Source organism: Marinobacter sp. 1_MG-2023, assembly GCF_030549045.1.
Taxonomy (GTDB): Bacteria; Pseudomonadota; Gammaproteobacteria; order Pseudomonadales; family Oleiphilaceae; genus Marinobacter.
Genome location: NZ_JAUOST010000001.1, coordinates 1,239,056 through 1,265,437 on the forward strand (window position 1 = coordinate 1,239,056; position 26,382 = coordinate 1,265,437).

General features: G+C 54.3%; 28 protein-coding genes. 15 read left to right on the top strand and 13 right to left on the bottom strand.

What is annotated here, in order from left to right; genetic code table 11:
- Window position 1: 1 nt before the first annotated feature.
- The 3 genes from Q4606_RS05675 to Q4606_RS05685 are packed head-to-tail and all read left to right on the top strand — an operon-like array spanning window position 2 to window position 5,893.
- Window positions 2-604 carry a nucleoside triphosphate pyrophosphatase gene (locus Q4606_RS05675; protein ID WP_303606921.1) on the top strand — a complete coding sequence of 201 codons (603 nt, stop codon included), beginning with the start codon at window positions 2-4 and terminating at the stop codon, window positions 602-604.
- Window positions 601-2,082, top strand: coding sequence for a ribonuclease G (gene rng / locus Q4606_RS05680; protein ID WP_303606922.1), 1,482 nt, complete (start codon window positions 601-603; stop codon window positions 2,080-2,082). Before Q4606_RS05675 ends, rng begins: the two co-directional genes overlap by 4 nt.
- 37 nt (window positions 2,083-2,119) lie before the next feature.
- Window positions 2,120-5,893, top strand: coding sequence for a YhdP family protein (locus Q4606_RS05685; protein ID WP_368502305.1), 3,774 nt, complete (start codon window positions 2,120-2,122; stop codon window positions 5,891-5,893).
- Between the two features lie 6 nt (window positions 5,894-5,899).
- On the opposite strand, the gene yjgA is transcribed toward Q4606_RS05685, so the two are convergent.
- The 12 genes from yjgA to Q4606_RS05745 form a co-directional block, all read right to left on the bottom strand.
- On the bottom strand, window positions 5,900-6,430 hold the full coding sequence (yjgA, locus tag Q4606_RS05690; RefSeq protein WP_303597361.1) for a ribosome biogenesis factor YjgA: 531 nt from the start codon (window positions 6,428-6,430) through the stop codon (window positions 5,900-5,902).
- A 22-nt stretch (window positions 6,431-6,452) separates the two neighbouring features.
- Window positions 6,453-7,814, bottom strand: coding sequence for a magnesium transporter (gene mgtE / locus Q4606_RS05695; protein ID WP_303597360.1), 1,362 nt, complete (start codon window positions 7,812-7,814; stop codon window positions 6,453-6,455).
- 94 nt (window positions 7,815-7,908) lie between these two features.
- On the bottom strand, window positions 7,909-8,178 hold the full coding sequence (locus Q4606_RS05700; RefSeq protein WP_303597359.1) for an HPr family phosphocarrier protein: 270 nt from the start codon (window positions 8,176-8,178) through the stop codon (window positions 7,909-7,911).
- A gap of 6 nt (window positions 8,179-8,184) precedes the next feature.
- Window positions 8,185-9,069 (bottom strand): RNase adapter RapZ, encoded by an 885-nt coding sequence (gene rapZ / locus Q4606_RS05705; RefSeq protein WP_303606923.1) that lies wholly within the window; start codon window positions 9,067-9,069, stop codon window positions 8,185-8,187.
- Window positions 9,070-9,098: 29 nt separating this feature from the next.
- A complete protein-coding gene (ptsN, locus tag Q4606_RS05710; protein WP_303597357.1) occupies window positions 9,099-9,569 on the bottom strand; it encodes a PTS IIA-like nitrogen regulatory protein PtsN in 471 nt (156 codons plus the stop codon).
- 86 nt (window positions 9,570-9,655) lie between these two features.
- Window positions 9,656-9,964, bottom strand: coding sequence for a ribosome hibernation promoting factor (gene hpf / locus Q4606_RS05715; protein ID WP_303597356.1), 309 nt, complete (start codon window positions 9,962-9,964; stop codon window positions 9,656-9,658).
- Between the two features lie 105 nt (window positions 9,965-10,069).
- Window positions 10,070-11,611 carry an RNA polymerase factor sigma-54 gene (locus tag Q4606_RS05720; RefSeq protein WP_303597355.1) on the bottom strand — a complete coding sequence of 514 codons (1,542 nt, stop codon included), beginning with the start codon at window positions 11,609-11,611 and terminating at the stop codon, window positions 10,070-10,072.
- Window positions 11,612-11,785: 174 nt separating this feature from the next.
- The gene (gene lptB / locus Q4606_RS05725) at window positions 11,786-12,511 is read right to left on the bottom strand and encodes an LPS export ABC transporter ATP-binding protein (RefSeq protein WP_303597354.1); all 726 of its coding nucleotides are present in this window, start codon (window positions 12,509-12,511) and stop codon (window positions 11,786-11,788) included.
- Window positions 12,512-12,538: 27 nt separating this feature from the next.
- The gene (gene lptA / locus Q4606_RS05730) at window positions 12,539-13,069 is read right to left on the bottom strand and encodes a lipopolysaccharide transport periplasmic protein LptA (protein ID WP_303606924.1); all 531 of its coding nucleotides are present in this window, start codon (window positions 13,067-13,069) and stop codon (window positions 12,539-12,541) included.
- Window positions 13,053-13,673, bottom strand: coding sequence for an LPS export ABC transporter periplasmic protein LptC (gene lptC, locus Q4606_RS05735; RefSeq protein ID WP_303606925.1), 621 nt, complete (start codon window positions 13,671-13,673; stop codon window positions 13,053-13,055). Before lptC ends, lptA begins: the two co-directional genes overlap by 17 nt.
- Before the next feature lie 2 nt (window positions 13,674-13,675).
- Entirely contained in the window at window positions 13,676-14,239 is a 564-nt protein-coding gene (locus Q4606_RS05740; protein WP_303597351.1) for an HAD family hydrolase, read from the bottom strand.
- Between the two features lie 35 nt (window positions 14,240-14,274).
- Complete coding sequence (locus tag Q4606_RS05745) at window positions 14,275-15,255, bottom strand: KpsF/GutQ family sugar-phosphate isomerase (protein ID WP_303606926.1); 981 nt, start codon at window positions 15,253-15,255, stop codon at window positions 14,275-14,277.
- Window positions 15,256-15,555: 300 nt separating this feature from the next.
- Between Q4606_RS05745 and Q4606_RS05750 the strand changes: the two genes are divergently transcribed.
- The 11 genes from Q4606_RS05750 to Q4606_RS05800 all read left to right on the top strand — a co-directional run bounded on the left by Q4606_RS05750 (window position 15,556) and on the right by Q4606_RS05800 (window position 24,485).
- On the top strand, window positions 15,556-16,368 hold the full coding sequence (locus Q4606_RS05750) for an ABC transporter ATP-binding protein (RefSeq protein WP_303606927.1): 813 nt from the start codon (window positions 15,556-15,558) through the stop codon (window positions 16,366-16,368).
- Window positions 16,365-17,147, top strand: a complete 783-nt coding sequence (mlaE, locus tag Q4606_RS05755) for a lipid asymmetry maintenance ABC transporter permease subunit MlaE (protein WP_303597348.1) — start codon at window positions 16,365-16,367, stop codon at window positions 17,145-17,147. Before Q4606_RS05750 ends, mlaE begins: the two co-directional genes overlap by 4 nt.
- A gap of 34 nt (window positions 17,148-17,181) precedes the next feature.
- On the top strand, window positions 17,182-17,631 hold the full coding sequence (mlaD, locus tag Q4606_RS05760) for an outer membrane lipid asymmetry maintenance protein MlaD (protein WP_303597347.1): 450 nt from the start codon (window positions 17,182-17,184) through the stop codon (window positions 17,629-17,631).
- Window positions 17,632-17,703: 72 nt separating this feature from the next.
- Window positions 17,704-18,315: a phospholipid-binding protein MlaC gene (locus Q4606_RS05765; protein ID WP_303597422.1), complete on the top strand. Its 612-nt coding sequence runs from the start codon at window positions 17,704-17,706 to the stop codon at window positions 18,313-18,315.
- Window positions 18,312-18,620: a lipid asymmetry maintenance protein MlaB gene (locus Q4606_RS05770; protein ID WP_303597346.1), complete on the top strand. Its 309-nt coding sequence runs from the start codon at window positions 18,312-18,314 to the stop codon at window positions 18,618-18,620. The genes Q4606_RS05765 and Q4606_RS05770 overlap by 4 nt, the downstream gene beginning before the upstream one ends.
- 25 nt (window positions 18,621-18,645) lie before the next feature.
- Window positions 18,646-18,888, top strand: coding sequence for a BolA family protein (locus tag Q4606_RS05775; protein ID WP_303597345.1), 243 nt, complete (start codon window positions 18,646-18,648; stop codon window positions 18,886-18,888).
- Window positions 18,889-18,916: 28 nt separating this feature from the next.
- Window positions 18,917-20,179, top strand: a complete 1,263-nt coding sequence (gene murA / locus Q4606_RS05780) for a UDP-N-acetylglucosamine 1-carboxyvinyltransferase (protein WP_303597344.1) — start codon at window positions 18,917-18,919, stop codon at window positions 20,177-20,179.
- A gap of 29 nt (window positions 20,180-20,208) precedes the next feature.
- Window positions 20,209-20,847, top strand: a complete 639-nt coding sequence (gene hisG / locus Q4606_RS05785; RefSeq protein WP_303597343.1) for an ATP phosphoribosyltransferase — start codon at window positions 20,209-20,211, stop codon at window positions 20,845-20,847.
- Window positions 20,848-21,024: 177 nt separating this feature from the next.
- Window positions 21,025-22,332, top strand: a complete 1,308-nt coding sequence (hisD, locus tag Q4606_RS05790; RefSeq protein ID WP_303606928.1) for a histidinol dehydrogenase — start codon at window positions 21,025-21,027, stop codon at window positions 22,330-22,332.
- A gap of 187 nt (window positions 22,333-22,519) precedes the next feature.
- Window positions 22,520-23,572, top strand: a complete 1,053-nt coding sequence (hisC, locus tag Q4606_RS05795) for a histidinol-phosphate transaminase (RefSeq protein ID WP_303606929.1) — start codon at window positions 22,520-22,522, stop codon at window positions 23,570-23,572.
- 169 nt (window positions 23,573-23,741) lie between these two features.
- Complete coding sequence (locus Q4606_RS05800; RefSeq protein WP_303606930.1) at window positions 23,742-24,485, top strand: Nif3-like dinuclear metal center hexameric protein; 744 nt, start codon at window positions 23,742-23,744, stop codon at window positions 24,483-24,485.
- Here Q4606_RS05800 and Q4606_RS05805 read toward each other — a convergent pair whose 3' ends face one another.
- Window positions 24,486-24,914, bottom strand: coding sequence for a YhcB family protein (locus Q4606_RS05805; protein ID WP_303597339.1), 429 nt, complete (start codon window positions 24,912-24,914; stop codon window positions 24,486-24,488). It abuts the gene before it with no gap.
- Window positions 24,915-25,110: 196 nt separating this feature from the next.
- On the opposite strand from Q4606_RS05805, the gene zapE reads away from it, so the two are divergent.
- Complete coding sequence (gene zapE / locus Q4606_RS05810; protein WP_303597338.1) at window positions 25,111-26,244, top strand: cell division protein ZapE; 1,134 nt, start codon at window positions 25,111-25,113, stop codon at window positions 26,242-26,244.
- The last annotated feature ends 138 nt before the right edge of the window (window positions 26,245-26,382 follow it).

A 26,382-nucleotide genomic window follows, 5' to 3' on the forward strand; every position in this document is an offset into this window, starting at 1 on the left:
CATGTCATCTATTATTCTTGCCTCTGCATCACCGCGCCGTGCGGAGTTGCTTGAGCAGATCGGTGTTGCATTCACTGTGCAGCCTGCTCATATCGACGAAACACCCGGAACATCGGAGATGCCCGTTGATTATGTTGAGCGGCTGGCTCGGGAAAAAGCCCTTGCTGTTGCAATCAGTTTTCCTGATAAGCTGATTCTCGGGTCTGATACTTCCGTGGTTCTGGACAATGTGATTCTCGGGAAGCCATCGGATGCGTACGAAGCTGGAACGATGCTTGCGGAGTTGTCTGCCAAAACCCACCGGGTTATGACGGCCATTGCGCTGGTGCAGGGCGGGCGTTGTGAATCCCGTTTGGTGACGACAGAAGTGACTTTTCGCAAGCTTCTGGAGCCAGAAATTGCAGCCTATGTGGCTTCAGGTGAGCCCATGGACAAGGCTGGAAGTTATGGAATTCAGGGCCTTGGTGGTATTTTTGTGAAAGAAATCAAAGGGAGCTACAGTGCAGTTGTTGGCCTGCCGTTGCAGGAAACAGCTGCCTTGCTGGCCGATGCCGGTTGCCCTGTCTGGAAACACTGGCCGAGTAGTCGGGAGAGCCAATCATGAGCGAAGAAATCCTGATCAACGTAACGCCGGTTGAAACCCGGGTCGCGCTGGTCGAGAACGGTATGCTGCAGGAAGCGTATATCGAGCGTGCCAGCCGCAAAGGAATTGTCGGCAATATCTACAAAGGCAAAGTTGTGCGTGTGCTTCCTGGCATGGAAGCAGCATTCGTAGATATAGGCCTGGAAAGAGCCGCCTTCATTCATGCATCGGATGTTGTCGCGAACCAGTCCGGCACGGCAGACTCGGGCGAAGGGCCAAAAACGGTTCCCGATATACGTACCCTGTTGCGGGAAGGCCAGTCATTGGTCGTGCAGGTAACCAAGGATCCTATTGGCACAAAAGGCGCCCGGCTCACCACTCAGCTTTCCATACCCTCCCGGTATCTGGTCTTTATGCCAGACGTCAGCCACGTGGGTATCTCCCAGCGGATTGAAGATGAGACCGAACGTAACCGTTTGAAGGCTCTCGTTGAGGAAGGTGCTGCAGCACACGCCGATGTGCAAGGAGGCTATATTATCCGCACAGCGGCTGAGGCTGCATCGGAAGAAGAGCTGATGGCCGATATGAATTACCTGCATCATCTCAGCCAGTCCATTCACGAACGGATTGGAAAGGTGCAGGCCCCTGCAGCTGTGTATAAAGATTTGCCCCTGTTCATCCGCACCATTCGTGATCTTATCCGGCCTCAGACTGAAAAAGTGCGTATCGACAGTCGCGAGAGCCATCAGCGCGTGATGGAATTTGTCGAAGAGTTCGTGACAGAGTTTGCCGATAAAGTTGAATACTACCCCGGCGAGAGGCCTATTTTCGATCTCTATTCGGTTGAGGATGAGATCCAGCGGGCGCTTAGCCGCAAAGTTCAGCTCAAGTCCGGCGGTTATGTGATCATTGACCAGACCGAAGCCATGACAACCATCGATATCAATACCGGTGCGTTTGTGGGGCATCGCAATCTGGAAGAGACCATTTTCAAGACCAATCTGGAAGCGGCCCGGGCGATCAGCCGTCAACTGCGCCTGCGCAATCTGGGTGGCATTATCATCATCGATTTTATCGACATGGAAGACGCTGAGCATAAACGCCAGGTTCACAGAATGCTGGAAAAGATGCTCGAGCGGGATCACGCGAAAACCAAGATTACCGGTGTGTCCGAGCTGGGCCTTGTTGAGATGACCCGTAAGCGCACCACAGAAAGCCTTGGCCAGGTTCTTTGCGAGCCTTGCCCGATCTGCGATGGCCGGGGTTTCCTGAAAACCAGTGAAACCGTGTGTTTCGAGATTTTTCGGGAAATTCTCCGGGTTAACCGGGTTTATGATGCCGAAAGCTATCTGGTAATGGCTTCCCAGAGTGTGGTTGATCGACTACTGGATGAGGAGTCTGACAACGTGGCTGACCTTGAAACCTTTATAGCCAAGACGGTCCGTTTCCAGGTGGAACCATTTTATAGCCAGGAGCAATACGATGTGGTTTTGCTCTGATTTTGGAGCAATCTACCGGCGGAGGGGGTGACTTAGAGTGACACCCCGGATGCCTCCTTCCGACAGCCAGCCAGCCCGTTTGATTGCGCTGCTGACCAGCACTTTCTGGTGGCTGTTGGTGGTTGCTCTGGTGCTGTTTGCTCTCTACGCCGGAATCGGAAGGCAGCTCACCCATAATATTGATGCCTTCCGGGATGACCTTTCCCGCGAGCTATCCGCCCGCCTTGATCACGACGTCAGTATTGGCAGCCTCTCCTCTCGCTGGTTCTGGCTTGACCCTTCCTTTACGGCGGAAAATATAGAAATCACTAACCCCGATACCGGGGTGCGGGCATTGCATCTGCAGCATCTGACTATTCGGTTTGACGCATTGGCCTCGTTGATGCGTTTTAGAGTTGTATTCGAGGATTTTGAGGCTGAAGGGCTCGATTTGACGCTGAATCAACGTGACAGTGGCGATCTCGGCGTTCGAGGAGCGGATTTCCAGGAACCCTTCAACAACCGACTCCGGTATTGGCTGGAAGTTGCCGGAAAGTGGCTGTCAGACCCTTACATAAAAGTCACTCGTGTAAGCCTGGGTATCCGGGATAACCAGGGCCAGCTCAGGCACCTCGACATTCCCCAGCTTGACCTGAGATACCAACAGGGCCTTTTTCGTGCATCAGGGCGCGCTATGCGATCCGCAACGACCCAGCAGCTCGCCAGTTTTACGCTCGTGGGGAAGCACTTCTTTCGCGGTGATTTTACCGGCCAGCTTTACCTCGATGTGGATTCCGGACGCCTGTTCGACGGCCTGATTGATGAGTATCAATGGAAGGATATACGCGTAGAAGGCTTTGATCTGGGTGGTGAGGCCTGGCTTACCTTCCGTTCAGGTGTCTTGCAGCAAGTCAACGGGACGGTCAGGACGCCGTACCTGCAGCTCGGTGTTGGAGGGGAGTCTCTGGCGCCGCTAGAAGATATCAGCGCCCGATTCGGCTGGCGCCGCCATAATACTGTCCTCGAAGCAAAGGAGGGTGCCAGCGCACAACCTGAAACCATTGGGGAGTGGCACCTGAAACAGCTGGCCTGGACCTGGAATGGTGACACAGTGCCGCCGTTCAGTCTGCTTTTGTCGCCCCAGCCCGAGGGGTTCTCTTTAACAGCTGACGCTCTTCCCTTGCTCCCGTTAAGACGGCTTGCCGAAACCCTGCCTCTGCTGCCTGATGTGGCCCGTGAAGCGCTCGAACAGTATCGTCCCGTCGGTTTTCTCGATGGTATGACGCTCAGCATTCCGGGCAATACAGGCAGTAGTTTCGAATTATCCGGGCGCCTCAGGGGTGTCGGGGCAGCCGCATACGGGGGTGCTCCAGCGGTACAGAACGTGAATGGGTTCATTTACGTTGATCAGACATCAGGCTATGTGGAGGCCCGCTCAGGCATTCAGCCCGTTGCTCTCGGCTTTCCTCAACTCTTTGGAAGCGAGTGGTCGTTACCCGAACTTGCCGCTACCGTCGCCTGGAAGCTGGATGGATCTGTAACCCGGGTATATGCGTCAGACATAACCATGACCTATGGCGAGGACACCCATCTGACCGGCGCTTTTGACCTGAAACTGGACAGGCAGGGTGAGGACGATCTCGGATTGCGAGTGGCTGTCGAGAATGCAGATGAATCCATGTTGGCGGACTTTGTACCTGCAAAGGTCGTGGATGCCGGCCTTTACGAATGGCTTACCTCCGCTATAGAAGAGGCAGATATTACTTCGGGTGTGTACTACGGCCATGGACAGATTGGTGGAGACGCACCTTCGGGGTCGTTTGTTTCCTCCATGTGGTATGAATTCGAGAACGGCATCGTCCGCTACGATGAACAATGGCCGGAAGTGACGGAGGCACGTGGAAGAGTTGCCATACAGAATGGCGACACTCTGGTGTCTCTGGAGTCGGGAAAAACCGGTGGGTTGGCGCTGAACCCCGCAACCGTTGCGGTTATTCCCGGCGATGGCGGGGCGCGGGTCCGAGTGGATGTGTCAGCACCTGTGCCGGGTAGTGCTATCGCATTCTGGATGACTGACAGCCCATTTGGGGCGATGGCCGGCACTCAGGCTTCAAACCTGAATTACGGTGGCGACTACTTGCTTGATCTGGATATTGACCTGCCACTTGATAATGCTGGAGGCGTGGTCGTGGAAGCCGATGTCAGTACGTCGAACGGCTATGTAGGGTATCCGGGTGCGGACCTGAGTTGGGAGGATATTTCCGGGTCCCTGAAATACCACTCGGAGAAAGGTTTTTCAGGAGATCCGCTCAGTGCCCGGTTTCTCGGTGAGCCGGTCGAGGTTATGTTCAGCCAATCCTCTTCGGATAAAGCTTCTGATGCCGACGGGCTTAGCATCAGGCAAACCGGCTCCCTGTCTGTACCTGACGCGCTCCGTCAGGCCGGTTTGGCTGAGGGGGGAGAGAACAATGGCAGCGGACAAAGCAAATACGGGTTGAAAGGGAGTATTGATTATTCTGCGGAGCTCAATGTGGACGCAGATACAGCTTCGATCATCACCGTTCGCTCAACCCTTGAAGGATTGGCTATTGATTGGCCCGGCCCGTTTTCCAAAAAATCGGCAGAGGCGACGCCGCTGGTTGCAAAAATTGATCCGGCGGAGGCAGATGGAATTGGCATCACCGGGAGCTGGCAAGATCGGGCGACCTTTGATCTGCTGCTGAAAAGTTCCGGTGTTGAGCTGACGTTCGACGAATTGTACCTCGGCGATCAGACGCTCACGAATATTCACCTGGAAGCACTCGATCTGGGCGATCGCTGGATTTTAACAACTCGCTCCGAGCGGGCGGTCGGCAGAATCGTTTTCCCGGCCGACGATCGCCCCATAGCTGCAAATTTTGAAGTAGTACGCCTTATCCGGAATGACGCCACGGCAAATGATGAGCCGGAGTTGCTGACGGTCGAGCAGCAGTTGGAAGCCTTCCGGGCGATGGATATAGCGAACTGGCCAGATGTGGATATAGATATTTCCGAACTGCAACTGAATGGGGGCAGCCTTGGGCGTTGGTCCTTCCACCTGCGACCAGAGCCCTCCCAACTCAATATCAGCGGCATCGAGGGGCGGTTAAAATCCCTCACGCTTCTCGGTGATATGACCTGGGGCGTAATAGACAACAGAGAAACCAGCCAGTTTACCGGGTCGGTTTCTGGCGGTGCGCTGGCGGATCTTGGCGAGCTCTTCGATACGGATATCCCGCTTTCCAATAAGCAGACGGACGTTCAGCTGGAACTGGACTGGCCAGGTCGGCCGGATGAGTTTGAGATTGCGGGGCTGAGCGGCGAGGTCAGCTTACGACTGGATGATGGTGTGATTCTGGAGCGCAACAACAGTGCCCAGATATTCCGGGTATTCAACCTGCTCAATGCCGATACCCTGTGGCGCAGGCTCAAACTGGATTTTTCCGATCTGTATGAGCGAGGTGTAGCGTTTGATGCGATCTCAGGCAAGGCGAGGCTGAACGAAGGTCTGCTGACCATGGATCCGGAACTCCAGGTTGTGGGGCCTTCGCTAGCCTTCAAGCTCAGCGGTAACACAGACCTGGCAAATGAAGCGCTTGATATGCGCCTGGTGGTCGTTTTGCCACTGACCCAGAATCTTCCCCTGGCAGCGTTGTTGATGGGCGCCAGTGCGCCGATAGGGGGAGCTCTTTTCGTACTGGACAAGGTGCTGGGCGACCCATTGAGCAAGTTGACCAGCGCCACTTACAACGTCACCGGCACCTGGGACGAGCCCAAAGTAGATCTCAGGCAGGTTTTTGATACCGGTGGCTAATCTGGGTTAGGCCTCAACCTCGTCAATACGCTCCCTCAGGTAGCGGAACAGTTTGCGGGTCTGGCCAGTATTTTTCTGCTTTTCAACGTCCCTGCGGGCGTTGCGAACCAGATTGCGTAAGTGTTGTATGTCAGCATCCGGGCAGTATCTGAAGAACTCACCCGCCACGGCATCACCTTCTGCAATCATACGGTCACGCCAGCGTTCAGCCAGGTGATGGCGACGTGTATGTTCTTCGCTGCCTGAATCGAAGGCATCAATGGCACGCTGCACCGCTTCCGGATCATCTTCCTGTCGGATAATCTTGCCGATGTACTGCAGATGGCGTCGCTTGGCTTCGTTCTGGCGAATCCTGCGCGACTCTTCAATGGCATGTCTCAGAGTATCGCTGATAGTAAGCGTATCAAGCTGCTCATCGCTCAGCTCCATCATGCGCTTACCAATACCCTGCAGTGCGTGCATCTCCCGCTTGAGCTGGGATTTACTCGGGCCGGAATATTCGTAGGTATCGTTATCTTCGTGATCGCTGTCAATCATTAGTGCATCCAGGGTTTTCGAGTCAGGCGTAGACGATGGTCGCAAGGCCCAGAAATGACATGAAGCCCACCACATCTGTCACGGTGGTCAGTATAACGCTGCCGGCCAGGGCAGGGTCGATGTTCCGGGATTTCAGGAATAGTGGCAGTACCGTGCCCACCAATGCGGCGACGACCAGGTTGATAACCAGCGCAGCGGCAATGATAGCGCCTATAAGGACATCCTGGAACCAGGCCATGGCGGCGGCCGCCACGACGACAGCCCAGAGCAAACCATTGAGAATACCCGAGAGAAACTCCCGGTTCAGTAGCCAGCCTACATTGGCGCCACTGATTTGCCCCACGGCCATGCCCCGGATAACCAGAGTGAGAGTCTGGCTGCCTGCTATGCCCCCCATGCTGGCCACGATAGGCATCAGTATCGCAAGGGCGACAACTTTGTCGATGGTGCCCTCGAACAGCCCAATTACCCCGGAGGCAGTGAAAGCCGTGATCAAATTGACACCCAACCAGACAGCTCTGCGGCGGGTGGTCTTCCATACCGGAGCAAAGGTGTCTTCATCGTCATCGAGGCCGGCCATGCTCAGCAGCGAGTGATCTGCATCCTCCCGGATAACATCTACCACGTCATCGATGGTGATCCGGCCCAACAGGCGACCCTCGTCGCTCACAACGGGGGCGGAAATCAGGTCGTAACGTTCAAACAGCGTGGCCACTTTAGTATCGGAAAGGGTGACGGGAATAGGCTCGATATCGGTGTCCATGACTTCCCGTACCGTTGCGCTCTGGTTGGATACAAGCATTTTGGTAATGGGAAGCATGCCGATAAACTCGTCCCTGCGGCTTACCACAATCAAGCTGTCGGTCATGGGCGGTAGCGCTTTGTGCCGGCGCAGGTACCGCAAGACCACATCCATGCTCAGGTCGGGGCGCACGGTGATGGTATCCGTGTTCATCAGGCCGCCGGCGGTGTCTTCCGGGTAGGAAAGCACTTCTTCGACCCGCTGCCGGTCCTGTTCGTCCATGGTGTCCAGGACTTCCTGGATCACCGCATCCGGCAGCTGTTGCAGAAGGTCGGCGAGATCGTCGGACTCGAAGTCCTCGATGATATCTGCCAGCTCCTGAGCATTCAGGCGGCTCAGGTATTCGGCACGAATATCTTCATTAAGATACTGGAGAACCTCGCCTTCCAGCTGTTTGTCTACCAGGTTCCATAGCACGGCACGCTGGCGTGGAGGCGAAGATTCAAGCAGGTGAGCGATATCACTGGGGCTCAGGCCGCCATTGAGAATGCGGGCGACCTGTTTCAGGGCGCCACTGTCCAGCGCTTCACTCAGTGAGCGTAGACGTTGGCGGGCTTGGCTTTTTTCCAGAATATCGGACATGAATCACCTGAGCTCAGAAAACACCTGCATTATAACGGAGTTAGGCTGTGCACGTGAGAAAGAGTTACAGGGATGTTCAGTGAAAAATGGTGAGTTACTCACCTTCCCCGAAATAGTCGTTGATCAACCCGGCAAGGGCCTCAATAGCTTCCTGCTCGCCCGGGCCGTCTGCCACGAGTTCCACTTCTGTGCCTTTGCTGGCAGCAAGCATCATGACCTGCATGATGTTTTTTGCGTCCACCTCGCGACCTTTGCCGCAGACTTTGACGGAACAATCAAATGCCGACGCTGTGGCAACCAGCTTGGCGGTGGCCCGGGCATGCAGACCGAGTTTATTGATAATCACAATATGCTGCCGTATCACGCTGGTTCAGACCTCTTTCCGGGCCTGCAAATGCGGTAGCTCGGTGTGACGTACCTGAGCGTTACTGGTGTGTTCCCGGAAGTGCCGCCCCAACTGTTCGCAGATATAAACAGATCGGTGCTGACCGCCAGTGCAACCAATGGAAATGGTCATGTAGCTGCGATTGCTATCCGCAAAGGAGGGAATCCAGCTCTCCAGAAACGTAATGAGGTCGGCTATCATTTTTTTGCTTGAAGGCTCTTTTTCAAGAAACTCGATCACTGGCTGATCAAGGCCTGTAAACTTTCGCAGGCTGGTATCCCAGTAGGGATTGGGCAGGCAGCGCACATCAAACACATAATCGGAATCCAGAGGTACGCCGTGCTTGAAACCGAAGGACTGGAAAAGCAAGGCCAGTTCCTGATCCTTACGACCCGCTACCCGCTGCTTCACCATATCCCGCAGCTCATACATCGACAGCCCTTTGGTGTTGATGTAAAGGTCCGAGAGCTTTGAGAGCGGCTCAAGCAGACTCTTTTCGTTGCTGATTGCCTCCCTGAGCGAGGTTTTGTCGTCGCTCAGCGGGTGCTTGCGCCGGGTGGCATGGAAGCGTTGCAGCAAGGACTGTTCATCGGCATCCAGAAAGATGATCTCTACCTGAATGTCATCTCTGCGAAGCTTGCGGTAAATCTCCTCAAAATTGGCCAGTTCGCCGGACAGGTTGCGGGCATCGATACTGACCGCCATTTTGTCGAGTCGCCCGGGAGCACTCTGGTTAGCAGCTTCCCGGGTAAGAGGAAACAGCAGCCCGATCGGCAGGTTATCAATACAGTAGTATCCGAGGTCTTCCAGTACGTGAAGGGCGGTACTCTTGCCGGAGCCGGACCTGCCACTGACGATGATGAGCTTCATGATGAAACAGCCTGTTCCCAGAGTGGATGTCAGCCGCTCGCGGCGGTCATGCGTTGGTAAAGCGTGCTCGCATCTTCGCTCTGCCTGAGACGGTCACAGAAGGTACGCTCATTGAATTTCTCGGCGAGCTGGCTCAGTAACTCAAGGTGCTCACTGGTGGCTTCCTTGGGTACCACCAGTGCAAATACAAGATCCACCGGCTGGTTATCAATCGCATCAAACTCGACGGTTTCGTCCAGCGTCATCAGAACGCCAATAACGTGCTCAAGCCCTTCCAGGCGGCAGTGGGGGATGGCGATCCCCTGGCCGATTCCAGTGCTGCCCAGCCGCTCACGAGCGATCAGATTGTTGAAAATCTGGCTCTCGCTGAGTGAATCATTTTGCTGACGGATCTGCTCGGCAATGAACTCCAGAACCCGCTTTTTACTCGAGGCGGGTACCTTACACAGGGTCAGTTCCGGTGCAAGAATGTTGTCTATTGTCAGGGATGTGTCGCTCATGAATCGACCGCGCTTCCGTTAAAATAAAGCTGCGGCACGTTGTCCGGGCCGCAGCTTGATTAGATTACATGCCTGAAAATGGCCGCCTATCGGGCGGTATTTCCCTGCATCCTGTCCAGGCTTTTCTCTTTGTGCTTGAGGATCTGTCGGTCAAGCTTGTCGACGAGGCCGTCGATAGCCGCATACATATCCTCGTTTTCCGCCTTTGCGTGAATCTCACCACCAACCACGTGGAGCGTAGCATCGGCGATCTGCCGAACCTTATCAACTTCCAGTGTTACCTGGCAGTTACTGATATGGTCGAAGTGCCGCTCCAGCCGTTCAAACTTTTCGGATACATATTCCTTCAAAGCGGGAGTCAGTTCTACGTGATGGCCTGAAATGTTGAGTTGCATAGACGTCTCCTGTTGTCATTCGTTCCGGCTCCTGGAGCCGGACTGAGTGCTGGCGTTTGTGACTGTGCCAGCGAAATCCGTAGTAGTCAGTTAACCGTGTCCGGTTCAAACCAGGCGCTTGCGTTCGTTCGAGGGCGGAATGTGCATGGCTTCGCGATATTTTGCAACTGTGCGCCTCGCCACTTTGATTCCCTGTTCCCCAAGCATGGTCGCAATCTTGCTGTCACTCAACGGCTTTTTAGGTGTTTCGGCCGCAATCAGCTTTTTGATCATGGCGCGAATCGCGGTTGAGGAGCATTCTCCGCCCTCGTCAGTGCTGACGTGGCTGGAAAAAAAGTACTTCAGCTCGAAGATACCCCGAGGGGTATGCATGTACTTCTGCGTCGTTACACGGGAAATGGTGGACTCATGCATTTCCACTACCTGGGCGATATCAGAGAGAATCAGCGGCTTCATCGCCTCCTCTCCATGATCCAGAAAGCCCTGCTGGTACTCAACAATACGTGTGGCTACCTTCAACAGAGTTTCGTTCCGGCTTTGCAGGCTTTTTATGAACCACTTGGCCTCCTGAAGCTGGTCACGAAGATAGGTATTGTCAGCGCTGCTGTCCGCACGCTTTATCAATGAAGCATAGCTGGCATTCACGCGTATGCGCGGTGCAATTTCCGGATTCAGCTCCACGCGCCACCGGCCGTTGTGTTTGCGTACGATGACATCGGGAATGACATAATCCGGTTCTGTGCGATCGATAATGTCACCAGGCCGCGGATTTAGGCTGGTGATCAGCGCGAGCACATCACGCAATTGATCTTCTTTTAGGCGGCTGCGGCGAAGCAACTGGGCATAATCGCGATTGCCCAGCAGATTTATATAATGGGTGATAACCAGACGCGCCTGGGCCAGCCAGGGTGTTTCCGGGGGCAGTTGGTTGAGTTGAATCAACAGGCAATCCTGCAGATCCCGGGCGAAAACCCCCGGCGGATCGAAGTACTGCAGCCGCCGTAAAACGGCTTCCACTTCATCCATTTCAAGAGGGTCTTCATCGCTCTCGTCACTCAGGCCCGCGTAGATCTCATCAAGTGTACTGGTGAGATACCCGCGCTCATCTACCGCATCCATCAAAGCATGAGCAATGGCCTGATCCCGCTCACTCAACGGAGTAAGGTTGAGCTGCCATTCAAGATGGTCCCTGAGGGTTTCGGTCGGAGAGTTCCGGGTTTCGAAATCGTGGTCGTTCTCATCATCGTTCCGCGCGGCCGGGGCGGGAGCGGACTGATAAACATCTTCCCAGGCGGTATCTACGGGAAGATCATCGGGAAGCGCATCCGGTATTTCGTTTTCGGACTGCCAGTCCGGGCCGGTTTCGTTTTCATCCCAGTCAGAAGCGTTAGAGTCACCAGCTACGTCGGCCGAAACTTCCTCCGACGCGGTGTCTTTGTGCTCGCCCTGATCGTTATCGGCTGGGGTCGATTCAGACTGGTCGTCATCTTCCGAGGCTTCCAGCAGGGGATTGGATTCCAGGGCTTGCTGGATTTCCTGCTGAAGATCGAGAGTTGATAACTGCAGAAGCCTGATCGCCTGTTGCAGCTGGGGCGTCATGGTCAGGCTTTGACCCAGCTTTAATTGTAATGAGGCTTTCATAACCATCGCTCAGGATCCGTCACTTATACCCACTCTGAATTTCTTGCATTGACTAAAAAATCTATGTATGCCGGCTACTTGCCGCCACTTTAGATTATCCTAGCAAGTTCTTTGCCGAGTTTACTTGCTCCGGGTCTGCAAAACAATCGAACGGGTGTAACCGAGTGTCGAAAACAAAGCTTACAGGTGAAATTCATTGCCAAGGTACACTTCTTTAACTTGTTGATTGGCCAGAATAGATTCCGAATTTCCAGAGGCAATAATGTGGCCACCTGAAACAATGTAAGCGTTCTCGCAGATATCCAGTGTTTCGCGCACGTTGTGATCGGTGATCAGAACACCTATACCTTTGTCCCGGAGGTGACGAATAATCTGTTTGATATCACTCACGGAGATAGGGTCTACACCTGCAAATGGCTCGTCGAGCAGAATAAAGGCGGGTTCCATCGCCAGAGCGCGGGCGATCTCAACCCGGCGGCGTTCACCCCCGGAGAGCGCCATGCCAAGGCTATCGCGAATATGGGTGATGTGAAATTCTTCCAGCAACTGCTCGAGCTTCTGCAGGCGGTCAGCACGATTGAGGTTTTTGCGGGTTTCCAGAATCGCCATGATGTTATCTCGCACGGAGAGCTTGCGGAACACCGAGGCTTCCTGCGGCAGGTAGCCAATCCCTTTGCGGGCTCGTCCGTGCATGGGTAAGGGCGTAATGTCCTGGCTGTCGATGGTTATGCGGCCATTGTCGGCGTTCACCAGCCCTACAATCATATAGAAACAGGTGGTCTTGCCGGCGCCGTTAGGGCCGAGCAGTCCGACGATTTCACCGCTGCGAATTTCCAGCGAAACATCGATGACCACTTTTTTCTGTTTGTAGCTTTTCGCCAGGTTGCTCGCTCTGAGAACTGCCATCGAACCTCTGTTTGCTGTAATCAGCTGTTATTGGTTGGAGTTGGTACCGCGGGGCTGGATGATCATTTCGACCCGGCCCGGGCCAGCGCCGGTATCCTCGCTGCCTTCTGCAGTGACCACTCGTTGCTCGGTATCGTAATGAATAATGTCGCCGCTGAACACGTTGCCATTCTGCTCAATCACAGCCTCGCGTTCAAAGGTGAGCTGTTTGTCAGAGGCCGACCAGGTTATGTTGAGGGCTTTGGCGTCGGTCTCACCTTCTCCGCTGGTAACCGGCTGCTGGTAGCGTGCAGGAGTACCATTGGCCTCAATGCGGTTCAGGCCTTCGGCGCTGCGATACAGAACGACACGTTCCGCCGTTAGACGGGTTTTGCCCTGAACCAGTTCTACAGCTCCGGTGTAGGTGGCAATGCCCTTACCGTCGTCGAGACGAGCGCTGTCAGCGCTGACGGTAATAGGGGAGTCGGAGTCAAGATCAAATGCCATTGCCGGGCCAGTGAGGCTTGCAACCAGAATGCCGGCAAGCACTTTGCCCATTGAGTTATCTGACGGTTTCATAGCGTCCTTCCACCTGGGAGTTGAGTTCCAGAATGCGTTCATCAATCCACGCGTTCATGCCTTTAGCCCGGGTAGTGCCCACGCTGTCAGTAATTTCTACAAAATCATCGGTGTAGACTTTACCCTGATTGTTGTCCAGGGTCAGGCTCTCTGTGACCAGAGTCGCTTCACGCTCACCAATAGTGCGCACCACGCGAACGTTGCCGGTCAGGTGTAACAGGTCTTCGCCCTGCAGCAGGTTGCCGTTCTCGGCTTTGAGTACCCATGGCTCAGTTTCGGTTGCGCTGAACACCTCTGCATTGGGCAGCTCCATGGTAGCCCGGTTTCCCTCTTCAAACTGTTCGATACGGGGGCTGGTAAAAACGATCTTGCGATTGCCTGCGTCATCGTAAGATGTGTAGCTGCCGTTGATTACAAAACCGTCGGGTTCACCCTCTCCTCGGAGCTGTCTGGCATCGCTGTAACTGGTTACCGGTGATTCGTCACTTTGCCACAGAAGGAAAAACGTGGCGGCGATGGTGGCTGCCAGCGCGAGCATGCGAAGTCGTGGCCTGTTTGCCATGGCCAGCAAAGATAGCAGGCTGTTCTTTTCGCTTTGTGCCATGGCTATGGTTCCAGATAGGGCGTCAATGCTGAGTTCAGGCTGCCCCCTGCCGTCAGTAGCAGGTCACAGAGTTCGCGCACGGCTCCGTTGCCACCGCTAACCTCGGTGCAGTAATCCGCATGCTCTTTCACCAGCCAGTATGCGTTCGGAACCGTAACCCCAAGGCCCGCGTAGCGAATGGCGGGCAGGTCCGGCAAATCATCGCCCATGTAGGCGATGGCTTCTGGCAGAATGCCCAGCGTGCTCACTAACTCTTGCAGGGCGACCTTTTTATCCTCGCGACCCTGCATAAGATGAGGGATTCCAAGGTCTTTCATACGCTTTTCAGTAAGCGGTGAGTTGCGGCCGGTAATGACGGCTACAGTGATGCCCGCTGCCATGATCTGTTTGAGACCCAGCCCGTCCAGAATGTTAAAACCTTTCAGCTCATCGCCTTTTGCGCTGAAGTAAATTTTGCCGTTGCTCATGATGCCATCAACGTCCAAAGCAACAAGCTTGATACGCGCTGCTTTCGTCAGCAGGGTGTCGGGCCAGTTTTCCTGAAGTGGGCTTTTTAGTTCTTCCATTAAATCGATCTCTGAATAACTCTTTAAGCAGCTTTTTAGATAACTCCGGCGCGGAGCAGGTCGTGCATGTTAATGGCTCCAACCAGGGCGCCGTTTTCGTCGACCACGGGGAGTGCGTTTATCTTCAGGCCTTCCATAACGTTGAGGGCCTCGGCTGCCAGCTGATCCGGCTGAATGGCTCTTCCATTGCGCGTCATCACATCCCGCATGGGGGTGGTGTGCACATCAATGGACTTATCCAGGGTACGGCGCAAGTCGCCGTCAGTGAAAATGCCAGTCATGGAGCCAGCACTGTTTACGACGGTGGTCATTCCCAACCCTTTGCGGGATATCTCCAACAAAGCGCCGCTCAGGGTGGTGTCTTCCCCTACCACGGGTATGCGATCACCAGTGTGCATAATGTCGGAAACCCGTAGCAGGAGTTTACGACCCAGGCTGCCGCCCGGATGTGAGATCGCGAAGTCTTCCGCGCTGAAGCCCCGCGCCTCCAACAAGGCAACGGCCAGGGCATCGCCCATCACCAGGGTTGCGGTTGTACTGGATGTCGGCGCCAGTCCAAGAGGGCAAGCCTCTGTTTCCACTCTGACATCCAGGTTCGCAACCGCCTCTTTCGCCAGTACGGACGCCGGATTGCCGGTCATGCTGATCAGAGGTGCGCCCATGCGTTTGATCAGTGGCAGGATGGTAACCACTTCGCTGGTGTTGCCGCTGTTCGAAATGGCAATTACGACGTCCTGGCTGGTTATCATGCCCATATCGCCATGGCTGGCTTCCCCTGGGTGAACAAAAAAAGAAGGGGTGCCGGTACTGGCCAGGGTAGCTGCAATCTTGTTACCCACATGGCCGGACTTGCCCATGCCTGTCACCACAACACGGCCTTTGCATGCCATGATTACTTCGCAGGCACGTACAAAGTGGTCATCGATGCGATTTTCCAGGGCGCTGATTGCATCGCGCTCAATGCGAATGGCCTGGAGTGCGGGGTTCCGGAAATTGAATGTTTTTTGCTCAGTCATCGGGCAAAGGGCCTGCTTTTTCGTTAATTTACGGGAATGCGATAAAGTTGACGAAGTATAACATTTCCCACCAGTCGCGAGGCCTGGTTACTGGATGTTCATCAGAGATTGCAGTAGCGGGCGTTGTAGCGAATTCCGCAAGGATTTCTCTGTAAAGTTCAGTGAAACTGATCATTGCTATCGATTCATTTTACGAACCACTGATTGAGCTTGTGGGCTCCTTAGAATAATGTAGCCGGTCTTTGAAAGCCAAGCGCTATGCGTTGAGAGCTAAAGGCTATGGGCTGAAAGGTAAGGAATATGGGTTTGAGCTCGTACATTTCATTAAAGGACGTTGTATTTTCGCGCTCCGGTCGCCGCATTTTCAATGGTGTTTCCGTGGACATTCCCCGTGGAAAAATTACCGCCATTATGGGCCCTAGCGGCAGCGGGAAAACCACTTTGTTGCGTTTGGTTGGTGGTCAGCTCCGGCCAGATTCCGGCAGCATTATGGTGGATGGTCACCCGATTTCTGAACTTCGCCGTAAAGAGCTTTACAAGTTTCGGGAAAAAATGGGCATGTTATTCCAGAGCGGTGCCTTGTTTACCGATTTGAGCGTATACGAGAATGTGGCTTTCCCGATGCGTGTGCACACGAAATTGCCGGAAGACATGATTCACGACATCGTAATGATGAAGCTGGAGGCCGTTGGTTTGCGTGGTGCGCGCAAACTTATGCCATCGGAACTTTCCGGTGGTATGGGTCGGCGCGTCGCTCTGGCCCGCAGTATTGCTCTGGATCCGGAGCTGATCATGTACGATGAGCCCTTTGCCGGGCAGGACCCGATTGGTATGGGTGTGCTGGTGAAACTGATTCGTGACCTCAACAGCTCCATGGGGCTCACCAGTGTTCTGGTCTCCCACGACGTAAAAGAATCCCTGAGCATCTGCCATTACGCCTGTATTATCGCGGATGGAAAAGTGATTGGTACAGGTACACCTGCCGAGTTGCAGGATCATCCGTCCGAGCAGGTACAACAGTTTTTGAACGGGCACCCGGATGGCCCCGTGCCGTTCCATTACCCATCCTCGGCTGCGGCTGAAGATTTTGGTCTCTCGGGAGGTGTCTCGTGATCAACAGAATCGCTTCCTTCGGGCGTAGCGGGATCGACCTTGTTATATCGTTCGGCCAGGCTGGCCGCTTTCTGGCGGGCGTCTTGTCAGGTGTTCCGCACCCAGCAACCGGTTTCCCGCTTTTGATGAAGCAGCTGTATTCGGTTGGTGTGCTATCGCTGGCTATCATAGTGGTTTCCGGCCTGTTTATCGGCATGGTACTCGGCCTTCAGGGCTATACAATTCTCAGCGATTTTGGTTCCGAAGCGGCCATAGGGCAGATGATTGCGCTTACCCTGGTGCGTGAGCTCGGGCCTGTGGTAACCGCACTGCTGTTTGCCGGGCGCGCAGGCTCGGCGTTGACCGCTGAGATAGGCTTGATGAAAGCGACCGAGCAGCTGTCCAGTATGGAAATGATGGGGGTCGACCCTTTGCGGCGGGTTATTGCTCCCAGGCTCTGGGCGGGTTTCATTGCCATGCCGGTGCTGGCTATCATTTTTTCAATGGTAGGTATCTGGGGCGGAATGCTGGTTGGTGTCGAATGGCTGGGCGTTTTTGAGGGTTCATACTGGGGCAATATGCAGGCCTCAGTGGACTTCTGGGACGATGTAGTAAATGGCGTGATTAAAAGCGTGGTGTTCGGCTTTGTGTGCGCCTGGATTGCGGTTTATCAGGGCTACGACTGTGTACCCACATCGGCAGGAATCAGCTCGGCTACTACAAAAACGGTGGTTTACTCCTCGCTGGCCGTGCTGGGGCTGGATTTTGTGCTCACTGCCGTAATGTTCGGCAACTTCTGATTAACGACTGACGAGATAATACCGGGAGCGGGTAATGACACAAAGAACAACGGATATCACAGTTGGCCTGTTTATGCTGGCGGGGCTTGCAGCGCTGCTGTTTCTCGCATTGCAGGTAAGCGGACTGTCGCCAAAATCCGCAAAAAGTACCTACACCATTTACGCCGACTTTAATGACACCGGCGGTATTACACCCCGAGGCAGGGTGTCCATGGCAGGCGTAACGGTGGGCACTATTGATTCCATCAGTCTGAACAAGGAAACCTTCCAGGCGCGGGTCGCTATGTCCATCCATGGTGATGTGGACAATATCCCCGCAGATAGCGCTGCAGTAATACGTACATCCGGATTGCTGGGCGAGCAGTACATTGATATATCAATTGGTGGCGAAATGGACTCCCTCAAAGAGGGCGACACGTTCTACTCCACCCAGTCTGCCATGAATATCGAACGGCTGATCAGCAATTTTGCGTCTGGCAAATAAGCCAGTTTTGCGACAGAACAGGAGAATCAGGTGATTGCGTCAATACAACGATTTTTTCTCGCTCTGACTCTGATGGCGTTTTGCGTGGCATCAGTTCATGCGGGCCCGGAAGAAGACTTGCAGCAGTATGTGGATGAGAATACACAGATGCTGGTAGAGAAACTTAACGCCGAGCGCGGGCTTTATGACCGTGATCCTGAGGCGTTTTACCAGAGTATGGACGATGCACTTGAGGGTTTTGTTGATTTTCGCCGAATTGCAGCCCGGGTAATGGGTCGTTATGCGCGGCAAACAACTCCCGAACAGCGGGATGAGTTTGTGGTTAAATTCAAGCGCAGCCTGTTCGACAGCTACGCACAGGCGTTGGTGAGTGCGGAAGATTTCAGAATCAATGTCAACGATGCTTCCATCAATCCGCAGAACGATAACCGTGCTTCTGTGGCCATGGAAGTGATTACTGCCACGGGAAATCGTCACTCAGTCACCTATTCCATGTATCGCCGGGAGGGCAGTAACTGGATGATGGAAAATGTGATCGTCGAGGGAGTTAACATCGGCCTGTCGTTCCGGGATCGCTTCACCCAGGAAATGGAAGCCAACCGTGGGCAGGTTCAGGTAGTGATCGACGGATGGAGTGATGCAGTGAAATCTCTCAACCTGGAAGACGAAGTGAACAATTCATGAACACAGAGCTACCGACGGTGAAGCAAAAGGGTGGCGTGCTCGCGGTTGCCGGGGCCATTGACGCTCACACAGTGTTGCCATTGCGAGCTGAGGGCGAGCGGCTGATCAAAACGGCTAGCGGAAGCCTGGTGGTGGATCTTGAAGGCTTGACCACCACTCACAGTGCGGCCCTCTCTATGCTTCTATGTTGGAGTCGGCTTGCTGAAAAGCAGGGTGTTTCACTGTCTTTCACAGGCGCACCAGAGCGCCTCGTTTCGCTTGCGGCTTTGAGCAACCTCGCGGATTGGTTACAATCCCGCCCCTGATTTCAATAAAACCCGAGGATTTACTATGGACGCCACCGAAGTCTCCGAGCTGGTCAAAGAAGCACTGCCTGATTGTGAAGTGCAGGTACAGATCGACGGCAGCCATTACATGGTGGTAGTCATAGGTGAGGTTTTCGAAGGCCTGTCGAGCATCAAGCGGCAGCAACTGATCAACAAGGCGCTATTCCAGCAAATCATGGATGGCACTATTCATGCCCTTCATCCGAAACCTTTTACACCGGCTGAATGGGCCGCGCGCCAGGGCTGAACAGCTCGCACACGACAGGATTACCATTGTGGACAAACTTTTGATCCGGGGCTGCAAGCCCCTGGACGGCGAAATCCGGATTTCCGGTGCTAAGAATGCCGCCCTTCCTATTCTTGCTGCCACCTTGCTGGCGGATGAGCCGGTGACCGTAGGCAATCTGCCGCACCTGCACGACGTGACAACCATGATCGAGCTGCTTGGCCGCATGGGTGTGGAACTAATGATTGATGAGAAGATGAGCGTTGAAATTCACGCTAACACCATCAAGCATTTTCATGCGCCTTACGAGCTGGTGAAAACCATGCGTGCCTCCATTCTGGTGCTTGGGCCGTTGGTCGCGCATTTCGGCGAAGCTGAAGTTTCTCTGCCTGGTGGCTGTGCCATTGGCAGCCGCCCGGTAAACCTGCATATTCAGGGCCTTGAGCAGATGGGCGCGGATATCAAGGTAGAGAACGGCTACATCCGGGCGAAAACCAATGGGCGCTTGAAAGGTGCGCACATTTTTATGGATGTGGTGACGGTGACCGGCACGGAAAACCTGTTGATGGCTGCGGCTCTTGCTGAAGGCACAACCATACTCGAAAACGCTGCCCGCGAGCCGGAAGTCGTTGATTTGGCTGAATGCCTGATTGCCATGGGGGCAAAAATCACCGGGCAAGGCACTTCGACTATTGTTATTGAAGGTGTTGAGCGTTTGCACGGCTGTCACTACAACGTGCTACCAGATCGTATTGAAACGGGTACCTACCTGGTGGCGGCAGCCGCGACCGGTGGCCGCGTAAAACTAAAAGATACCCGCGCGGATCTTCTCGATGCCGTGTTGCTCAAACTGGAAGAAGCCGGCGCCCACATCACTTCGGGTCCTGATTGGATCGAGCTGGATATGAAAGGTCAGCGTCCGAAGGCGGTTAATATTCGTACAGCGCCTTACCCGGCTTTCCCCACGGACATGCAGGCGCAGTTTGCCGCGATGAATGCAGTGGCGGAAGGTACAGGCACCATCATCGAGACCGTTTTCGAGAATCGTTTCATGCACCTTCAGGAACTGACCCGCATGGGGGCGGATATCACCTTGGAAGGCAATGCTGCCATTATCAAAGGCGTTGATCATCTGACAGGCGCGCCGGTTATGGCAACGGATCTGCGGGCATCCGCCAGTCTGGTAATCGCAGGTCTGATAGCCGATGGGGATACTATTATCGACCGTATCTACCATATCGATCGTGGTTATGAGTGCATTGAAGAAAAATTGCAGCTGCTTGGTGGAAGTATCCGCCGCCTGCCAGCGTGACAGACACAAGTGGGGAACCGGAAGGACGCATGACAGACTCCATTACCATCGCCTTGTCGAAGGGGCGAATCCTGGAAGAAACTCTGCCACTGCTGGCAGAAGCCGGAATTGAGCTGGTCGACGACATCAAGAAATCCCGTAAGCTGGTGTTTCCCACCACAGATCCGAATGTGCGGGTGCTTATTATCCGTGCAACTGATGTGCCCACGTATGTGCAATATGGCGGCGCCGATTTGGGTGTGACGGGCAAGGATGTGCTGATGGAGCATGGCGGGGAAGGGCTTTACGAGCCTTTGGATCTGAACATCTCCCGCTGCCGCCTCATGACCGCCGGCCCCAAAGGTGAAACGCCGCCCGCCGGGCGCATTCGGGTAGCAACCAAGTTCGTTAATATGGCTCGCCGGTATTATGCGGCCCAGGGGCGCCAGGCCGATATCATCAAGCTTTACGGCGCGATGGAGTTGGCCCCGATACTCGGTTTGGCAGATGAGATTGTCGATATCGTGGATACGGGCAATACGTTGAAGGCCAATGGCCTTGAAGCCCGTGAGTTGATTGATCACATCAGCAGTCGGTTGGTGGTGAATCGTGCTTCTATGAAGATGAAACATCAGCAGATTAACCCCATCATTGAGAAGATGGCGGCTGCTGTGGATAGGCGCCGCTAAAGATACCTTGTGCGCTGAAGCCGTCGGGCAAGGCTGACCAAAACACGCTGTGAATACGTCCGTGTACGCTTGGCTACGCCATCCATGGCTCCGCACAGTTTTGGTCAGCCTTGCCCAACAGCTTCGCAGAAACATGAGTGTACGCTTTTAGAATTAATCCAAAGCAGGATTTGAGAAATGACCGTTAGCATCAAACGATTGAACGCCTCCCAAAGTGACTTTGATAGCGCGCTGGCTGCGCTGCTAGCCTGGGACGACAGTGTTGATCATCAGGTGAACGAGTCGGTGCGTCATATCCTGCACGAAGTTAAAACCCGTGGTGATCAGGCAGTTCTGGAGTTTACAGAGAAGTTTGATCGGCTGGATGTTGCCAGCGTCGCTGAGTTGGAGATGAGTCAGAGTCGTTTGCAGCAAGCGCTGAATGCAATTCCGAAAGAACAGCGCGTTGCGTTGGAACAGGCTGCGGATCGGGTGCGGGATTATCACGAGCGCCAGAATCAGAAGTCCTGGCAGTATCAGGATGAAGACGGCACTGTGCTGGGCCAGAAGGTGACACCGCTGGATCGCGCTGGGCTTTACGTGCCCGGTGGTAAAGCAGCCTATCCTTCGTCCGTTCTGATGAACGCCATCCCCGCGAAAGTGGCTGGGGTGGGCGAAGTTATCATGGTGGTTCCCACTCCGGATGGTGTGGTGAATGATCTGGTGCTGGCCGCCGCCGCTATTGCGGGCGTTGATCGTGTGTTCACCGTCGGCGGCGCGCAGGCGGTTGGTGCTTTGGCCTACGGTACAGAAACCATCCCTGCTGTGGACAAGATTGTTGGTCCCGGTAATATCTTTGTGGCTACGGCCAAGCGCGAAGTCTTCGGCACCGTCGGTATCGACATGATTGCCGGCCCCTCGGAAATCCTCGTGATCTGTGACGGTAAGACAGATCCTGACTGGATCGCCATGGACTTGTTCTCCCAAGCCGAGCATGACGAACAGGCCCAGTCCATTCTGGTCAGCCCCGACGCAGACTTCCTCGATGCCGTTGAGGCCAGTATCAACAAGCTACTGCCCACCATGGAGCGCGCCGACATCATCCGCGCCTCTATGTCTGATCGCGCAGCTCTGATACAAGTTTCAGATTTAAGCGAAGCCGCCAAGGTCTCCAACCGAATCGCGCCGGAACATCTGGAGTTGTCGGTCGAAGATCCGGAAGCTCTGCTGGAAGAAATCCGCCATGCTGGCGCTATCTTCATGGGTCGCTACACCGCTGAAGCATTGGGTGACTACTGTGCTGGCCCGAACCACGTACTGCCTACGAGCGGCACAGCCCGATTTTCATCCCCACTGGGTGTTTACGATTTCCAGAAGCGCTCCTCTATTATTGGCTTCAGTGCCAAAGGTGCCGACCGGATGGGGCGAGTAGCCTCTGTTCTGGCAAGGGGAGAGGGGCTTACGGCTCACGCACGATCTGCTGAGTACCGTATTAAAAGCGACTAGTTTTAGTCAGCTTGAAAATGACCCGAGCTATTTGAATATATCACCAAAGTTTGCAGGCAATTGGGGCGGCATCTGCTCCGGGAATGTTGGAGGCCATGGACGTCCGAAGACAAGCGCACATGGATGTGCTCGTAGCGGTTCCCGGAGCAGATGCCGCCCCAACTGCCGTCTCCACCGGAGCAATGAAATGAGTAAATTCTGGAGCCCCCTGGTTAAGAGCTTGGTTCCTTATGTGCCAGGCGAGCAACCCAAAATGGCCAACCTGGTGAAGCTGAACACCAATGAAAATCCGTTTGGCCCATCCCCAAAAGTGATAGATGCCATCCAGGCGGAACTCAACGACAGCCTGCGCCTCTATCCGGATCCCGAAGGCGAAAGCCTGCGCCAGACCATTGCCGGTTATCACAGCGTAACGCCCGAGCAAGTGTTCCTGGGCAATGGCTCCGACGAAGTCCTGGCGCACATATTTTTTGCCTTGTTCCAGCACGGCGAGCCTATCCTGTTCCCGGACATAACCTACAGTTTTTACCCGGTGTACTGTGGCCTATACAACATAGAAGGCAAAAAGGTACCCCTGACCGATAGCTTCGAAATCGATCCAGAAGACTACACGCAGCCCAACGGTGGGATCATCTTCCCCAATCCGAACGCGCCTACCGGTCGTTACCTCGGGCTTGAGCATGTGGAAACTATCCTCCAGGCCAATTCTGAGCGTGTAGTTGTGGTTGATGAAGCTTATATAGACTTTGGCGGCGAAACCGCTATCAAGCTTGTGGATAAATACTCCAATCTGCTGGTCAGTCAGACGCTCTCCAAGGCCCGTTCATTGGCAGGCCTCCGCGTCGGCTTCGCAATTGGCCACCCGGATCTGGTTGAGGCTTTGAATCGCGTCAAAAACAGCTTTAACAGTTACCCGCTGGACAGGCTGGCTCTGGCTGGCGCAAAAGCCGCTTACGAAGACGAGGCCTGGTTTCAAAAATCCTGCGAAGGCGTCATTTCTGAGCGGGAGCGTGTGACTGAGGCTCTGGAGGGTCTGAGTTTCGAAGTCTTGCCATCTAAAGCCAACTTCGTTTTCGCCCGTCATAAAGCGAAGTCCGGTGAAAGTCTGGCGAAAGCTCTGAGAGAGCAAGGCATTATTGTCCGTCACTTCAATAAGCCCCGGATCAGTGATTTCTTAAGGGTTACCATTGGTACTTCCGAGCAGAATGATGCCTTGATTACTGGTCTTAGATCTCTGTAAACGACTGAAGTCTGATCAAGGCTGGCAGTGAGAGGGAGCGTTCCGGGAACCGCTACGAGCACATCCATGTGCGCTTGTTTCGGGCCGTCCTTGGCCCTCTACATTCCCGGAACGCTCCCTCTCACTGCCAGCCGGCAACTCCAGTGTTTAGGTTAAAAGAGGATAAAACATGGCAACCCGTGACAGCATTCTCGCAAAGCTCAATGAATGGCTCGAGCCAGAAAATTTCCAGGACTATTGCCCCAATGGACTGCAAGTTGAGGGCAAAAGCGACGTAAAAACCATCATCACTGGCGTAACCGCCTCCCGCGCACTCATCGAAGCTGCCATTGCCGCAAACGCCGATATGGTCATTGTGCACCACGGTTACTTCTGGAAAGGCGAAGACCAGCGTATCCAGGGTATGAAGCGTGAACGCCTCAAGCGGTTATTGGACAACGACATCAATCTGGTCGCCTATCACCTGCCTCTGGATGACCATCCGGAATACGGCAACAACCGCCAGTTGGCAGACATCCTCGGTATCGAGAATCCCCGCCCGTTAAACGGTTTGGTCTGGGAAGGTGAGCTTCAGGAAGCAATGTCTCCCGAAAAATTCGGGCTGCATATTGCCAGAGCACTTCACCGGGAACCTCTGCAGGTCGGCGACGGAAAAACAGAAATTAAAAGGGTGGGGTGGTGCACAGGTGCGGCGCAAGGGTTCCTTAATACAGCGATCGACGCAGATCTCGATGCTTACATCAGTGGCGAAATTTCTGAACCGACAACCCATACAGCCAGAGAGTGCGGCATCTACTACTATGCCGCCGGACATCACGCAACCGAGCGCTATGGTGTAAAAGCGCTCGGTGTGGCGTTAGAAAAGGAATTTGGCGTCAATCACCGGTTTATAGATTGCGATAACCCGGTCTGATCAAGCCTGGGTTGCTTTCTCGCCTTTCTTCAGGCCAAAGTCTTCCGAAAGCGTACCCGAAGTCTTGGGAGCATAATCACGGGGCGGCTCAACGCCGTCTTCGCTGACTTCCTCAAGGCGCTTGCGGGAGGTTTGCTCAGCAAGCTCTGCCATCCAGTCCTCATCGTTGCACAAGCGGTTAGCGCCGCGAGCCATATGCTGGTTCACATCGCGATAGGCATCGTTAAAGCGGCTCAGCAAATGGGCCGACTCCATAAAATGCTCATTCACCTGGGCCTGATAACGGGTGTACTCGTTGCGCAGTTCTTCTGCCTGCTGTTCTGCACGGCGCTGCCTGAGGGAAGACCCCTGCCCCGAGCGGCCGACCAATACTCCGATGACAATGCCAACAATCAATGCGGCAATCGCTGCCAGAATCAGGTTTGTCATATGCTGTGTCGTCCTGTTGCCTGAAAAATGAACCAAGTCATGAAAGCCAGTATAACGCCCGTGGCCCTATCAGCCCATGCTTGCGTGCTGCGCCAATCGTCGTATTGCCCCCGCAGCCCTTCAGCATGGCGAAAAAACCGTAAATACGCGATAATACGCCGCGCCAAAATCAACGATCAGACCTCGGGATTTCCTGATGACAGCTTCCATGCCCTCTGAAACCACTGCGAGCCAGACCCCCTGGCAGCGCTATCAAGCAGATCTTGAACGCCCGGATTTTCTCAGTGATGCCGCCCAGGCAGACGCTGTTCGACGTCTCCAGACACTTTACGACAAACTCGTGGAAGCGGAAAGCGAACGCGGAAAAGCAATGGCAAAATTGCGCCGCAAGTTGAGAAAAGGCAGAGAGGAGCCAGTTAAAGGCCTGTATTTCTGGGGCGGCGTTGGCAGAGGCAAGACCTACCTGATGGACACGTTTTTTGAGTCGCTGCCCTTCAAACGCAAAATGCGCGTGCATTTTCACCGTTTCATGCAGCGGGTGCATCAGGAACTTAAAAACTTCAAGGGTGAAAAGAATCCGCTGGATCTTGTAGCGAAAAAGTTTGCGGATGAGACCCGTGTGATCTGTTTTGACGAGTTTTTTGTGTCAGATATCGGCGATGCCATGATTCTCGCAACCCTGATGGGTGGGCTGTTCAAACGTGGCGTTACCCTGGTGTGTACATCCAATATCGTTCCCGACGGCCTTTACAAGGATGGCTTGCAGCGGGCGCGCTTCCTTCCTGCAATTGCACTTGTGAACAAGCACACAGACGTAGTGAACGTAGATGGCGGCGTTGATTACCGCTTGCGAACACTGGAGCAGGCTGAGCTTTATCATTCGCCGCTGGATGAAGAGGCTGATGCCTCTTTGCGCAGAAGCTTTGATGCACTGGCGTTGGAAGCCGGCAAGCATAGTAAATCCATGGAGATTAACGGTCGCAAGATTCCGGCTCAGGAGCATGCTGACGATGTGGTCTGGTTTGACTTCAAAGACGTGTGTGACGGCCCTCGCAGCCAGAACGACTATATCGAGATGGCGCGCCAGTTTCACGCAATCATAATCAGTAACGTCCCTGTGCTCGGGGGCGAGAAAGATGATCAGTCACGCCGGTTCGTGAACATGGTCGACGAGTTCTATGATCGCAATGTGAAAGTGATCATTTCAGCAGCCGTGCCTATTACTGAGCTTTACTCTGGTGGTCGCTTGAGCTTCGAATTCGAGCGCACCGAATCCCGCCTCCTGGAAATGCAGTCACAAGAATATCTGCAGGCTCCACACAGGCCCTAGCAGGAGCAAAAAAACCATCAAAAGCAAAGTGGTTGCATCCGTAATTGTTGTCTATAGTGAGTCTGTGCGAGAAAACCCGACGTCGATCGGGTGGGTGAGCGGGTGGTGAGAGCAAAATCATACTTTTGACTGATCAAA